Origin of the sequence: Nesterenkonia sedimenti, assembly GCF_012641515.1 — a bacterium.
GTDB lineage: Bacteria > Actinomycetota > Actinomycetes > Actinomycetales > Micrococcaceae > Nesterenkonia > Nesterenkonia sedimenti.
This window is the reverse complement of sequence record NZ_JABAHY010000011.1, coordinates 15,526-29,217: the sequence shown is the minus strand read 5'-3', so window position 1 is coordinate 29,217 and position 13,692 is coordinate 15,526. Positions and strand designations below refer to the sequence as shown.

Here is a 13,692-nt window from a genome sequence, read left to right as displayed (position 1 = left end):
TCTGAATCAGCGGAGGCCGACGGGGCGATCGAGTGCCAATTCGATCAGCTCAGTGATCAGCTCCCGGTATTCGATCCCGCTGGCCCGCCACATCTGCGGATACATACTGATCGGAGTGAATCCGGGCATCGTGTTGACCTCGTTGATCACAACTTCGCCATCGCGGGTGTAGAAGAAATCCGCCCGGGAAATCCCCTCACCATCGAGTGCATCGAAGGCGATGATCGCCTGACGTCGGATCTCCTCAGTGATCTCCGCGGGCAGATCCGCGGGGCAGGAGAGGTCCGCTGCGGCGTCGTCGGTGTATTTGGCGGTGAAATCGTAGAACTGGTGGGATTCAGCACCATCGTGGACCACAATCTCACCCAGCAGGGAGGCCCTGGCCGGCTGTCCACCTCGGCTGCCCAACACACCGCATTCGATCTCGCGGCCGTCGATGCCCTCCTCGACCACGACCTTGAGATCGTGTTTGCGAGCAGTCTCCAGCGCCTGGTCCAACTGCGCGAAGTCATCGACCCTAGTGATTCCCACCGAGGAGCCGGCACGGGCGGGTTTGACGAAAACCGGAAGGCTCAGCCGTTTCACCCGTTCCAGGGCGGCCTCCGGATCCTGGGCCCACTGACGTGCGGTGATGGTCTCCCAGGGGCCCACCTTCAACCCGGCGGCCTGGAAGGCCAGTTTCATGAAGTGCTTATCCATCCCCACCGCTGAGGCCAGCACACCAGCGCCCACATAGGGCAGACCGGCCAGCTCCAGGAGCCCCTGAAGGGTCCCGTCCTCACCATGGGGCCCATGCAGAAGGGGAAGCACGACGTCGACCCCACCCAGGGAGGTGGTGGTTCCATCGGGGTGGATCTCAATCAGCTCAGCGCTGCGCTCAGAGCTGCCGGATGCCCCACTGTGCAGGGCGACCGTGGACTCAGTGGGCTCCACCCGCGGCAGCTGATCACCGGAGAAGCTGTAGCTGCGGGGGTCGATCACCGGCCGGGTCCACTGACCGGTTGCGGTGATGCCGACCTCGACCACCTCGAACCGGTTGGTGTCGATTGCTCCGAGCACCCCGGCTGCGGTGACGCAGCTGACCGAATGCTCCGAGGACTGGCCTCCGTAGAGCACCAGGATGCGTGGTGTTGTTGTCACGGCGCAACCTCCTTCTTCAGCTCCCGGGCCAGCAGCAGCGATGCGATGTTCTCCACCGACAGTTTGCCCTCCAGTACGGCCACAACCGCCTGGCAGATCGGCATTTCGACCTCATGCGCCTGAGCCAGCTCGAGCACGGCCCGGGCAGATTTCATCCCTTCGGCGGTCTGGGTCAGCTCAGTGGTGACCTCTTCGGCGCTGAGCCCCTGGCCCAGCAGCCGGCCGGCGGTTCGGTTCCGCGAGAGCGGGGAGGCGCAGGTGGCCACGAGGTCTCCCAGTCCGGAGAGCCCGGAGAAGGTCTCCAGCCGGCCGCCCAGAACGGTGGCCAGCCGGGTGGCCTCGGCCAGCCCACGGGTGATGACACTGGCCTTGGAGTTATCCCCCAGTTCCTGGCCGTCACAGATGCCCACGGCCAGGGCGATGATGTTCTTCACGATCCCGGCGATCTCCACACCGGTGACATCGGTATTGGTATACGGCCGGAAGTAGGCCCCCGAGCACAGCGCGGCAACATGCTCAGCCGCGGCCTCATCCCGGCAGGCGACCACAGATGCTGTCGGCTCCCCGCGGGCAATCTCCATGGCGAGGTTCGGCCCGGAGACTACGGCGATCTGCTGCTCGGGCAGCTCAAGCTCCTCGGCGATCACCTCGGACATCCGTTTACCGGTCCCCCGCTCCAGTCCTTTGATCAGAGAGACGACGACGGCGCCTGGGGCCAGTGCCGCTTTGACCTCGGCCAGATAGCCCCTGAGGTGCTGTGCCGGCAGGGCCAGGGCGATCAGTTCGGCATCGGTGACCGCCGTGGTGATGTCATCAGTGGCGGTGATGGATTCTGGTAGCGGGATCTCACCGAGATAGCTGCTGTTGGTGTGTTCGCGGGTGATCTCCTCAGCCACCTCGCTGCGCCGGGCCCACATGACGATCTCAGTGGGTGGGCCGTCGTGGACGGCATCGGCGAGTACTTTGGCGAAGGTGGAGCCCCAGGAACCTGCTCCCAGAACAGCGATCCGGGTCATTCGCGCCCCTCTTCCTCTTCTCGCTCCTGCTGGCGGGCTCGCTCTTTGAGCTGGTCACGTGGCACCCGCTGGTTCAGCCCGCGGTCCCAGATGTCCTCCGGCGGGGTCTCACCGCGCAGTGCGGCCACCCCGTCGGTCAGTGCCTGTTCCACCCGCTGGGTGGCCTCAGCCAGCACGGTGCGAGTCAGCGGCTTCTTTCGGAGATCTTCGAGATCGATGGCCTTGCCCACCGAAAGGGTGTACTTCCGGCGTGGCAGCAGCCGGGGCACTTTGGAGTAGGAGGGCAGCACGTCCTGGACACCCCAGTGAGTGATCGGTACCAGCGGGACTCCGGTGGTCAGCGCCAGCCGGGCGGCACCGGATTTGCACCGCATTGGCCAGCCATCGGGGTCCCGGGTCAGTGTCCCCTCGGGGTAGATGAGAATCGCCCCATCCTCGCTGAGTGCCTCCCGGGCGACCTCCAGGGAGTGGTTCGCCGCCTGTCGGTCGTCCCGGGCCACCGGGATCTGCTTGAGCCCGCGACATACCGCTCCCAGGCCCGGGACCCGGAACAGGGATTCCTTGGCCAGAAAATGCGGGGTGTAACCGGCGGAGTAGACTGCGTGGCCCACTGCCAGGGGGTCAAGTTCGCTGATGTGGTTGGCCACTGCAATGAAGCCGCCGGCCGGGAGGTTCTCGGCCCCCTGCCACCGCTTGCCGAGGATCAGATTCATAGCGGGACGGACGATCCCGGCGGTGAAGTGCCAGCGGAGTTGGCGGCGTCGTCTAAGCATGTCTCAAAACCCTACCGGCAGAATGTTTCAGCGTTCGGAAATGCTGATATCAGCTCCGAGGCCCACGATCTTGTTGATGAAGTCCTCGTAGCCGCGGGAGATGATCTCAATACCGGTCACCGTGGAGGTTCCCTTGGCCGCCAGGGCGGCGATGAGGTGGGAGAAGCCTCCGCGGAGGTCGGGGATGTCGATATCGGCACCCTTGAGTTCGGAGGGCCCGGAGATCACTGCCGAGTGCAGGAAGTTGCGCTGGCCGAACCGGCAGGGGTTGGAGCCCAGGCATTCGCGGTGCAGCTGGATACCGGCACCCATCCGAGCCAGGGCCTGGGTGAAGCCGAAGCGGTTCTCGTAGACGGTCTCGTGAACGATTGAGACACCCTCGGCCTGGGTCAGGGCAACCACCATCGGCTGCTGCCAGTCGGTCATGAACCCGGGGTGCACATCGGTTTCCAGCACCAGGGGCTTCAGGGGTGCGCCAGCGTGCCAGAAGCGCATGCCGTCGTCGTCGACCTCGAACTCGCCGCCGATCTTGCGGTAGATGTTCAGGAAGGCGGTGAGATCGCGCTGGGCGGCACCGCGGACGTAGATATCGCCCTTGGTGACCAGGGCCGCCGAGGCCCAGGAGGCCGACTCATTGCGGTCTGGGATGGCCCGGTGCTTATACCCGGAGAGCCGGGAGACACCTTCGATCCGGATGGAGCGGTCGGTGTAGACGGTGATGATCGCGCCCATCTGCTGCAGGATCGCGATGAGATCGTGGATCTCGGGTTCCACCGCAGCGTTCTTCAGCTCGGTGATGCCCTCGGCCAGCACGGCGGTCAGCAGCACCTGCTCGGTGGCACCCACCGAGGGGTAGGGCAGTTCCAGTTTGGCTCCGCGCAGTCCCTTGGGGGCGGAGATGTGGATCCCATTGGGCTGCTTATCGACGACGGCGCCGAAGTTCCGCAGCACCTCGAGGTGGTAGTCGATGGGCCGGTCACCGATCCGGCAGCCGCCGAGATCGGGGATGAAGGCCTCGCCGTTCTTATGCATCAGTGGACCGCAGAACAGGATCGGAATCCGGGAGTCGCCGGCGTAGGCGTCGATCTCGGAGTGTTCTGCGGAGTAGGTCTCCCGCGGGTCCAGGGTCATTGTCCCGCCCTGGATATCGCGTTCGACCTTCACACCGTGGGTGGTCAGGAGATTGGTGACGATCTCGACGTCTTTGATCTCCGGGACATTGCGCAGTTCCGAGGGTTCGCTGCCCAGCAGGGAGGCGACCATCGCTTTGGGCACCAGGTTTTTAGCGCCGCGGACATGCACTTCGCCCTGCAGCGGTTTCCCGCCCTGAATGGTGAGCAGCTTTGCCATATGTGTCGGTGATCCCTTCTTCTGCATTGGCACATGTGGGAATGTGGCCATGCCACTGTACCCAACGCAGAAGAGCATACTCTGCGAATCTGAGCTGCCAACCGGCAACGATTCGGTGACAGTTCAGTATGTCGTCAGGTTTTGGCCGGCAGTGTGGTGGGTTTGAAGCTGGGTCGGGTGGCTTCGTAGGTGGTGATGTGTTCTTGCTGACGTAGGGTCAGGGAGATGTCGTCGAGGCCTTCCATCAGGCGCCAGCGGGTGTAGTTGTCGACTTCGAAGGTGGTGTCGACGGAGCCGCAGCGGATGGTGCAGGATTCCAGGTCGACGGTAATTTCTGATCCGGGGTTGTTCTCGAGTTCTTTCCAGATCAGTTCGACATCGGGTTGGGCGACTTTAGCTGCTAGCAGACCCTGTTTGGCGGAGTTGCCGTAGAAGATATCGGCGAACCGGGATGAGATCACTACTCGGAAGCCGTAGTCGCGCAGGGCCCAGACGGCGTGTTCGCGGGAGGAGCCGGTGCCGAAGTCGGGTCCTGCTACCAGCACAGAGCCGTTTTTATAGGGCTCTTGGTTCAGCACGAAGTCTTCGTTTTTGCGCCAGGCGTAGAACAGGGCGTCGTCGAACCCTGTTTTGGTGATGCGTTTGAGGAAGACGGCGGGGATGATCTGGTCGGTGTCCACATTGGACTGTTTCAGCGGCACCCCGATGCCGGTATGGGTGGTGATCGGTTCCATGGGGTCTCTCCTAGGCGGGGGTTGGCTGCAGGACGTCTGAGGGCGCGGAGAGAGTTCCGCGGATGGCGGTGGCTGCAGCGACCACTGGGGAGACCAGGTGGGTGCGTCCGCCTTTGCCCTGACGGCCTTCGAAGTTGCGGTTGGAGGTGGAGGCGCAGCGTTCGCCCTCGGCCAGTTGGTCGGGGTTCATGCCCAGGCACATCGAGCAGCCGGCGAAGCGCCATTCGGCCCCGAAGTCTTTGAAGATCTGGTCGATGCCTTCGGCCTCTGCCTCCAGGCGGACCTTCGCTGAGCCGGGTACGACGATCATGCGCACATCGGGGTCTTTTTCCCGTCCTTTGATGACCTCAGCGGCTTTGCGCAGGTCTTCAAGCCGGGCGTTGGTGCAGGAGCCCAAAAAGACGGTATCGACCCGGATATCCTTCATCGGGGTCCCAGGCTGCAGGTCCATGTACTGCAGGGCCCGTTCTGCTGATTCGCGGTCGACCGGGTCGTGGAAGCTGGTGGGATCCGGTACGGATTCGTTGAGGCTGACCCCCTGGCCGGGGTTGGTTCCCCAGGTGACGAAGGGTTCAAGCTCATCGGCGTCGATGATGACCTCGGCATCGAATTCTGCGCCCTCATCGGTGCGCAGGGACCTCCAGTACTCAACGGCGGCATCCCAGTCCTCACCCTGGGGTGCATGGGGCCGGTCTTTGACGTATTCGAAGGTGGTCTCATCGGGGGCGACCATTCCGGCACGGGCTCCGGCTTCGATGCTCATATTGCAGATGGTCATCCGGGCTTCCATCGACAGCTGCTCAATGGCGCTGCCGCGGTATTCCAGCACATAGCCCTGGCCGCCGCCGGTGCCGATCTTGGCGATGACCGCCAGGATGATGTCCTTCGATGACACCCCGGGCTTCAGACTCCCGTTGACGGTGATCGCCATGGTCTTGAACGGTTTCAGCGACAGGGTCTGGGTCGCCAGCACATGTTCGACCTCGGAGGTGCCGATACCCATGGCCAGGGAGCCGAAAGCCCCATGGGTGGAGGTATGGGAGTCACCACAGACCACAGTCATCCCGGGCTGGGTCAGGCCCAGCTGAGGCCCGACGACGTGGACGATCCCCTGGTTGGCATCTCCCAGGGAGTGCAGCCGGATGCCGAATTCCTCACAGTTGGCCCGCAGGGTATCGACCTGTTTAGCGCTGATCGGATCAGCGATCGGCTTATCGATCTCCAGGGTCGGGGTGTTGTGGTCCTCGGTGGCCATGGTCAGATCCGGGCGCCGGACCGGCCGGCCGGCAAGGCGCAGCCCTTCGAAAGCCTGCGGGCTGGTGACCTCGTGGACTAGGTGCAGGTCGATGTAGAGCAGGTCAGGCGAACGCTGACCATCCTTATCCTCACCACGGACCACTACATGGTCACGCCAGACTTTCTCCGCCAGGGTCAGCGGCTTCTCTCCGGTTGTTTCTGCCATATATCCAGGGAACCACTGAACTGTGACGACCTCCACAGATTCGCAGGTGCATCTCATTATGTGAGACCACTATTAGACTGATGCGTATGCCCGAACAGAGTTCCTCCCTGGCAACACCGAATCCCCCGCGCCCACTGCATTCTCCCTCCGGAATCGGAGTGGTGGACAAATCGGTGATGATCATGGATGCCCTGGAGGCCGGACCGGCTTCCTTGGCCCAGCTGGTGGAGGTCACCGGTCTCGCCCGGCCGACCGTGCACCGGCTGGCCAGCGCGCTGGTTCACCACCGGTTCCTGAACCGGGATGTGCGCGGCCGCTATGTGATCGGCTCCCGGCTGACCGAGCTTGCCTCTGCTGCCGGTGATGACCAGCTGGTCACTGCCGCCGGCCCGGTGCTGCTGAAGCTCCGCGATGCCACCGGTGAGTCCTCCCAGATCTTCCGCCGGCAGGGCAATGCACGCATCTGTGTGGCCTCGGCCGAGCGCCCGGTGGGTCTACGCGATTCCATCCCGGTGGGCACCCATCTCTCCATGCGGGCAGGCTCCGCAGCCCAGGTGCTGCTGGCCTGGGAGGACCACGAGCGCCTCGTCGAGGGGCTCAAAGGCGCCCGGTTCACTCCGACGGTACTGGCCGGAGTACGACGCCGCGGCTGGGGTGAGTCCCTGGGTGAGCGGGAATCTGGGGTCGCCTCAGTCTCCGCTCCGGTACGTGGCCCCTCGGGCCGAGTGATCGCCGCGGTCTCGATTTCCGGGCCGCTTGAGCGCCTGACCCGCCAGCCGGGCCGGAAGTTTGCCGGCGTCGTCGTCGCTGCTGCCCAACAGCTGACCGATATGGTCCGGCAGAACCCCGAGGCTGACCACGGTCTGGGTGAACACCGCAGATGAGAAAATTCTCCTGCGTCAGTTAACCCCCTTGGGCCTCAGACGTTCTAGGATGACTGCGTGAACGCTTCTGTGGAGAACATCAGTGTTATCGGCACCGGCTACCTGGGCGCGACCCATGCCGCCTGTATGGCGGAGCTGGGCTTCAATGTGATCGGCGTCGATGTCGATCCCGAGAAGATCGCAGCGCTCTCTGCCGGCGATCTGCCCTTCCACGAGCCGGGCCTGCCCGAGCTGATCCGCAAGCATGTGGACTCCGGACGCTTACGCTTCATCACCGATGCCGAATACTCCACTGTCGGCGGCTGGGGCGATGTGCATTTCATCTGCGTGGGCACCCCGCAGCAGAAGGGTGGCACCGGTGCGGATATGACCTATGTCGATGCCGCCGCCACCGGTCTGGCTAAGGCCATCACCAAGGACCGTGCCCTGATCGTGGGCAAATCCACTGTGCCGGTGGGCACTGCGGCCCGGCTCTCTGAGCTGGTGGCCCAGGAGAAGAACGACGGCGTGGAGGTCTCTCTGGCCTGGAACCCTGAGTTCCTGCGCGAGGGCTTCGCTGTGGAAGACACTCTGCGACCCGACCGGCTGGTGGTCGGCACCCGTTCGGAGGCCGATGAGGCCATCCTGCGCCAGGTCTACGCCGAGGCGCTGGGTCGGGAGACCCCCTGGGTGGCCACCGATTTCGAGACCGCCGAGCTGGTCAAAGTCGCAGCCAATGCGTTTTTGGCCACCAAGATCAGCTTCATCAACGCCTTCTCCGAGGTCACCGAGACTGTCGGCGGGGATATCCGCACTCTGGCCGATGCCATCGGTCACGACACCCGGATCGGCCGCAAGTTCCTCAACGCCGGTGTCGGCTTCGGCGGCGGCTGTCTGCCCAAGGACATCCGCGCCCTGCAGACTCGGGTCTCGGAACTGGGACTGGACCACACTATGCGGTTCCTCGATGAGGTGGACCAGATCAACCTGCGGCGGCGGAAGAAGGCCATCGCCCGGGCCTTCGAGCTGCTGGATCAGGACATTGTGGGTAAGAAGATCGCAGTCCTGGGCATCACCTTCAAACCACTCTCCGATGACGTGCGCGACTCCCCCGGTCTGGATGTGGCCGCCCGGCTGTTCAACGCCGGTGCTGATGTTGCCGTCTATGACCCCGAGGGCAACCACAACGCCGCCAAACGCTATCCCCGGCTGAACTATGTGGACAGCCTCGATGCCGCAGTTGCCGATGCCGAATTGGTGGTTCTGACCACCGAATGGGATGAGTTCAAGAAGCTCACCCCGGCAGATCTGGACGGCAAGGTCGCGGCCAAGCGGTTCGTCGACGCCCGGCATGTGCTTCCGGCCGCCGACTGGGAGACCGCTGGCTGGACCTTCGCCCAGCTGGGCCGGAAGTTCGAGGAGTAGGTCAGGGGGCCAGGGAGTCCCAGCCGCGGCGGCCGGTTTCCAGACCGGTGAGCACCTCGGCTGAGCCCTGCTCAATCCGACCGATGACCTCAAAACCCTCGGGGAGCTCTGCGCTTTCGGGGAAGGTGGCCAGCAGGCCGTAGTCCTCTCCCCCGCTGAGCACCCAATGGGCTGCCCGCTGCGCTGCCGACGCAGGGCCGATGAGTTCGGCCACCGGCTCTAGGCGTCCTGCACGCCGGGTGAGCACCTCGTCGTCGAGCCTCACCCGCACCCCGGAGGCCTCGGCCAAACGCTGGGCATCACGCAGCAGCCCATCGCTGAGGTCCATTCCCGCAGTGGCCCCAGCCGCCAACGCGCTGGGCCCGGCGGTCAGCACCGGTTCGGGCTGCTGCTGGGCCTTCAGGCAGCTACGAATGATCTCAGCGTGGTCCTCACAGTGCTGTTCCTCCGCCTCCGTGACGGCCTCAGCACCGGGCAACTCCAGGACTTCGAGGCCGGCGGCGGCATATCCCAGAGCCCCGTTGACCGCCAGGAGCTCCCCTGCGGTGGCGCTGCTTCTGCGCAGCAGTTTCCCATCCTCCGGTGGTGCTCCCAGGGCGGTGATGGTCACCGAGATGACCTCCCCGGAGCCGAGATCGCCACCGGCGATGACACAGTTCTCAGCACCGGCGGCACTGCAGGCCCGGATCATCCCGCGGTAGAAGTCCTGCACCCAGGCCACCGGTGTCTGCGGCGGCAGAGTGAGACTGACCAGCAGGGCGGTGGGTTCAGCCCCCATGGCGTTGATATCTGAGAGGTTCTGAGCGGCCGCCTTGGTGCCGATGTCCATCGGCCATTCCGCCACTGGTTCGAATTCTGTACCGCCGAGCTCCTCAGGCCCCAGCCACCACTGCCGCCGGAAGTCCTGTCCCTCGCTCATGGTGTCGGTGGTGATCACTGCAGCTCCGGCCGGAAAACTGAGGCAGGCGGCGTCATCGCCGGGTCCCAGCGGCATCCCGGAACGCTGGGCGTTGAAGGGAGCGATCACTTCGGTGATGGCTTCTAAGACGGCATCCTCACCGGCGTCGGTGACTGTGAGCTGATCAGCTGTCATAGTGACTCATCATGACACGGGCGGACCATAAGATTGAGCCTATGTCTACACCACCTTGGAAACGATCTGCAGCTGGCGCCAATACTTTCGACGAGGGTTCGGGGGCGGTTCTGCCCACAATCTACGAGCGGACCACCGGTGCTGCGATCGCGGCCGGGGCGATGAATCTGGGCCAGGGTTTCCCCGATGCGGAGGGTCCGCAGTGGCTGCGTCAGGCCGCTGCCGATGCCGTGGCCGACGAGGCCACCGGCCCCAATCAGCAGTACCCACCCGGTATCGGTCTGCCGGTCTTCCGTGAGGCGGTGGCCGAGCACCAGCGTCGGCACTATGGTCTTCAGTTGGATCCGGCCAGCCAGGTGCTGTTCACCACCGGTGCCACCGAGGGGATCGCTGCGATTATTCTTGCCTTCGCCGAGGCCGATTCCGAGGTGCTGACCTTTGAGCCCTGGTACGACTCCTATGGGGCGATTGTTGCCCTGGCCGGGGCGCAGCTGACCAGCCTGCCGCTGAGCGCTCCGGATTTCCGTCCCGATGTGGATGCGCTGATCGGGCAGATCTCGGAGAAGACCTCCATGATCCTGCTCAACACCCCGCATAACCCCACCGGCACGGTCTTCACTCCTGCGGAGATGCAGAAGGTGATCGATGCCGCCCGCGCCCACGGCGTGGTGGTGATGTGTGATGAGGTCTATGAGCATCTGCTCTTCGACGGCGCCGAACACACCCCGATCCTGACACTGCCCGGAGCCGATGAGGTCGCTGTTGCGGTCAGCTCCGTGGGGAAGTCCTTCTCGCTGACCGGGTGGAAGGTCGGCTGGGTGACTGGCAGCCCTGAGCTGGTCAACCGGGTGCGCGGGGTCAAGCAGTTTTTGACCTTCAGCTCTGCCCCGGCCTATCAGTGGGCAACTGCCCAGGGGCTGGTCGATGACCGCGGGTTCTTCGCCGAGCACCGTGCCCAGCTGACCAGCACCCGTGACCTCTTGATCGAGGGACTGCAGTCAGTGGGGCTGACCACTTCGAATCCGCAGGCCGGTTACTTCGTGCTGGCCGATATCTCCCCGATCAGTGATCTGCCCGCTGATGAGTTCTGCAGGCGGCTCAATAACGAGGTCGGGGTCGCTGCGATTCCGGTCTCCTCGCTGACCAAGCAGAATGAGGCCTCCGCTGAGCTGGACCGATTGGTCCGGTTCGCCTTCTGCAAGCACCGCTCCACAGTGGAGACCGCCCTTGAGCGACTGCAGGCGGACCTACCGCTCAAGTGAGGCCTAGAGGTTGAGCTGCTTCTGCAGCTTCGCCCAGAACTCACGTCCGGGTGTGGGATCGTCCTCGAAGAGTTCGGCGTACTCCTCGTGGAGGTCTCCCCACCCGGCGTGGGCGGCTTCCTCGGAGATCGGATGACCCTCCAGAACCGGTTCCAGCCGGTCGAGATAGGTATGCCACCCGGTGGCGGTCTGGGCTGCGGGAGTGGCGGGGTCGCCGAAGATATGCACGAAGGTCAGCTGTGTGGCCTCCTCATCCCCGGTGATCTCGAACCGGAAGCCGTCACCGTTGAAGGTCCAGACCAAGAGGTTGGGCTCCTGGGCTTCGATCACCTCACCGGTCATGCCATAAGCCTCTAGAGTCTCTCCGGTCTCCGGACCCCATTCGACGGCGGCCGGGAACCATTGTTCCAGTTCGGATGGGGTCGCGGCAGCCTGCCAGATCCGCTGCTGGGAGTACGGCAGGGTGCGTACAAAACGCAGCGCGGGAGCGCCGTCGACGGTTTCCTGGGTTCCGTAGCCGGGTTTCTGGTCGCTCATGGGCTCTCCTTTGCGGGGCGTTTCATATCGAGCCGGTTCTGCTCGTCGATGGTGAAGTAGGCGGTGGGTCCGCCGCCGCGGACCAGGGGCTGACCTGCGGCGGTCTGGTAGATACCGTCGGTGAGCAGGCTCTGGTCGATATGGACGCCGACTACCTCCCCGAAGACCACACTGGTCACTGTCTGCTCGCCCTCGGCAGTGGTCAGCGGGATGATCTGGGTGGTGCGGCATTCGAAAACTGCGCGGGCCTGGGCCACATGTGGAGTGCTGATCACCCGGGACTCAGCCGGGGTCAGCCCGGCCAGCTCGAATTCGTCCACCTCGGGACCCACCTCAGCGGATGTCGTGTTCATGGCGGTACCGAGGGCTTCGCTGACCAGGTTCCAGCAGAATTCTCCGGAGGCCTCCGCATTGGCCAAGGTGTCCTTGGCTCCGTTGCTGGCGAAGCCGATGATCGGTGGGACGTAGTTGAAGGCGTTGAAGAAGCTGTAGGGGGCCAGGTTCAGCCGCCCGGCGGTGTCCTGGGAGGAGATCCATCCGATGGGTCGCGGGGCGATGATGGCGTTGAAAGGCGAGTGCCTCAATCCATGTCCCTTGGCGGGTTCGTAGAAGTGGTACTCGCGGTTCATCGGCAACTCCTTGATGCTCATCAGCGGCTTGGGCCCACCACTGACCTTCTCAGAAGCTGCTAGGAGAGGCCAGCCAGCCCCTGCTGGAATCGTTCTAGGACGATTTCCGGCAGTCCCTGGGGAACATCTGGTCCGTGGTCGGCAATATCCAACAGTGGCGCGGTGACGAGATCGGCGCCCTGCTTCTTCAGCTGATCCTGAAAATACCCCGGGGCCAGCAGATAGCTGATCACCGCGATCCTTCGCTGAGGATTCTCCGCACGAGCAGCGGATACCGCTTCTGCCACATGTGGCGAGGCGAAAGCTAGGTAGGCGTCTTGGACGCTTCGATTCAGGCGGTCCTGCAACAATTGGGCGGCGGCCTGAACATCGACGACGGCGTTCTGATGGGAGGAGCCTGCCGCAGCGAGGATCAGCACATCTTCCTCTGGGTTTCCGCCCGCCTCACGCAGGCGCTGTTCAAGAGCTGCTGCCAACCGCGGATCCGGCCCCAAAGCACCGGTCACCGTGGTGGGCCGACCGGCTCCCTCTGCTGCCTGACGCATATCCACATTGACGTGATATCCCGCCGACAGCAGCAGCGGCACCAGCACTGCAGGCTGCTGGGGCCGCAGTGCTGACAAAGTTGCCGGCACATCAGGGTCTTGAACGTCTACGTGGCCGAGTCGGATGTCACTGACGGAGCCGTTTCCCCCAGCCAGGTCCCGGGTGGCCCCCACCAAGGCTGCAACGGCTGCCTGGCCATCCGGAGACGCCGTTCCATGGGAAATGGCCGCCAGAGCTGGGGCCGGAGGTACAGTCATTGGATTTCGCCTCCCTAGACCTGAACCCGCACCAGACCCTCAACCACATCTACCGGGTAGGTACGCAGGCTAGGCGCCTCCTCCTCAGAGATGCACTGGCCGGTGGTGAGGTCGTAGACCTGCTTGAAAATCGGCGATGCTAGGGTCGGCTGGCCCTGGGCTGAACCGACAATCCCGCGGGCCATGACATTAGCGCCCGCTCGAGGATCCCAATGGTCGACGGCGTAGACCCGGTCATCAGGAAGTCGGACGATCGCGATTTGGATGCCTTCGATGAGTGCACCCTCCGCCCACAGGGGTTCCAGTTCAGCCAGGTCACAGACGGTATGCCATGTGCCGGCCTCCGCCCCTTCTGCACCCCAGGGAGCTGCCTGATGTTCCAGTGTTGCTGTACTCACCATGCGTTCCTTCCGACAGCGGTCAGGACTACTTGCTGACTCCAGAGTAGAAGGAGCGGATTTCGCTCTGAACACCGGGATGTAACACCTCAGTGACACAGACCTCACGAGACTGTCACACAGAGGTGAGAACCTGGTCACCTCGTTCTCACATATGGGTTATCCGCCTGAAATCGGCCTTGCATACCGTGGATTTTCACCGGAGAT

Annotated in this window: 14 protein-coding genes; 3 read left to right on the top strand and 11 right to left on the bottom strand. The window is 63.9% G+C overall.

Annotation, left to right across the window (positions count from 1 at the left end):
• Positions 1 to 6: 6 nt before the first annotated feature.
• The 6 genes from HGQ17_RS11160 to leuC form a co-directional block, all read right to left on the bottom strand.
• Positions 7 to 1,140, bottom strand: coding sequence for a D-alanine--D-alanine ligase family protein (locus HGQ17_RS11160; protein WP_324615267.1), 1,134 nt, complete (start codon positions 1,138 to 1,140; stop codon positions 7 to 9).
• Positions 1,137 to 2,156, bottom strand: a complete 1,020-nt coding sequence (locus HGQ17_RS11155) for an NAD(P)H-dependent glycerol-3-phosphate dehydrogenase (protein WP_168888022.1) — start codon at positions 2,154 to 2,156, stop codon at positions 1,137 to 1,139. The genes HGQ17_RS11160 and HGQ17_RS11155 overlap by 4 nt, the downstream gene beginning before the upstream one ends.
• Positions 2,153 to 2,929: a lysophospholipid acyltransferase family protein gene (locus HGQ17_RS11150; RefSeq protein WP_168888021.1), complete on the bottom strand. Its 777-nt coding sequence runs from the start codon at positions 2,927 to 2,929 to the stop codon at positions 2,153 to 2,155. Before HGQ17_RS11150 ends, HGQ17_RS11155 begins: the two co-directional genes overlap by 4 nt.
• 27 nt (positions 2,930 to 2,956) lie before the next feature.
• Complete coding sequence (gene murA, locus HGQ17_RS11145) at positions 2,957 to 4,279, bottom strand: UDP-N-acetylglucosamine 1-carboxyvinyltransferase (RefSeq protein WP_168888020.1); 1,323 nt, start codon at positions 4,277 to 4,279, stop codon at positions 2,957 to 2,959.
• Between the two features lie 134 nt (positions 4,280 to 4,413).
• Complete coding sequence (leuD, locus tag HGQ17_RS11140) at positions 4,414 to 5,013, bottom strand: 3-isopropylmalate dehydratase small subunit (RefSeq protein WP_168888019.1); 600 nt, start codon at positions 5,011 to 5,013, stop codon at positions 4,414 to 4,416.
• Between the two features lie 10 nt (positions 5,014 to 5,023).
• Entirely contained in the window at positions 5,024 to 6,475 is a 1,452-nt protein-coding gene (gene leuC, locus HGQ17_RS11135) for a 3-isopropylmalate dehydratase large subunit (RefSeq protein WP_168888018.1), read from the bottom strand.
• 86 nt (positions 6,476 to 6,561) lie between these two features.
• Here leuC and HGQ17_RS11130 point away from each other — a divergent pair, with 86 nt between their 5' ends.
• Both HGQ17_RS11130 and HGQ17_RS11125 read left to right on the top strand, forming a co-directional pair.
• Positions 6,562 to 7,359, top strand: coding sequence for an IclR family transcriptional regulator (locus HGQ17_RS11130; protein WP_407670791.1), 798 nt, complete (start codon positions 6,562 to 6,564; stop codon positions 7,357 to 7,359).
• Between the two features lie 57 nt (positions 7,360 to 7,416).
• On the top strand, positions 7,417 to 8,763 hold the full coding sequence (locus HGQ17_RS11125; protein WP_168888017.1) for a UDP-glucose dehydrogenase family protein: 1,347 nt from the start codon (positions 7,417 to 7,419) through the stop codon (positions 8,761 to 8,763).
• Position 8,764: 1 nt separating this feature from the next.
• Here HGQ17_RS11125 and thiL read toward each other — a convergent pair whose 3' ends face one another.
• Entirely contained in the window at positions 8,765 to 9,856 is a 1,092-nt protein-coding gene (gene thiL, locus HGQ17_RS11120) for a thiamine-phosphate kinase (RefSeq protein WP_168888016.1), read from the bottom strand.
• 41 nt (positions 9,857 to 9,897) lie between these two features.
• Between thiL and HGQ17_RS11115 the strand changes: the two genes are divergently transcribed.
• Positions 9,898 to 11,118, top strand: coding sequence for an aminotransferase class I/II-fold pyridoxal phosphate-dependent enzyme (locus tag HGQ17_RS11115; protein WP_168888015.1), 1,221 nt, complete (start codon positions 9,898 to 9,900; stop codon positions 11,116 to 11,118).
• 3 nt (positions 11,119 to 11,121) lie between these two features.
• On the opposite strand, the gene HGQ17_RS11110 is transcribed toward HGQ17_RS11115, so the two are convergent.
• From HGQ17_RS11110 to nirD, 4 genes are read right to left on the bottom strand one after another with little or no spacing between them, the layout of a single operon-like run.
• Entirely contained in the window at positions 11,122 to 11,655 is a 534-nt protein-coding gene (locus HGQ17_RS11110) for an SRPBCC domain-containing protein (protein ID WP_168888014.1), read from the bottom strand.
• The gene (locus tag HGQ17_RS11105; RefSeq protein ID WP_168888013.1) at positions 11,652 to 12,284 is read right to left on the bottom strand and encodes a flavin reductase family protein; all 633 of its coding nucleotides are present in this window, start codon (positions 12,282 to 12,284) and stop codon (positions 11,652 to 11,654) included. The genes HGQ17_RS11110 and HGQ17_RS11105 overlap by 4 nt, the downstream gene beginning before the upstream one ends.
• A 59-nt stretch (positions 12,285 to 12,343) precedes the next feature.
• On the bottom strand, positions 12,344 to 13,087 hold the full coding sequence (locus tag HGQ17_RS11100; protein ID WP_168888012.1) for a sirohydrochlorin chelatase: 744 nt from the start codon (positions 13,085 to 13,087) through the stop codon (positions 12,344 to 12,346).
• 14 nt (positions 13,088 to 13,101) lie between these two features.
• Positions 13,102 to 13,485 (bottom strand): nitrite reductase small subunit NirD, encoded by a 384-nt coding sequence (gene nirD / locus HGQ17_RS11095; protein ID WP_324615266.1) that lies wholly within the window; start codon positions 13,483 to 13,485, stop codon positions 13,102 to 13,104.
• Between the last annotated feature and the right edge of the window lie 207 nt (positions 13,486 to 13,692).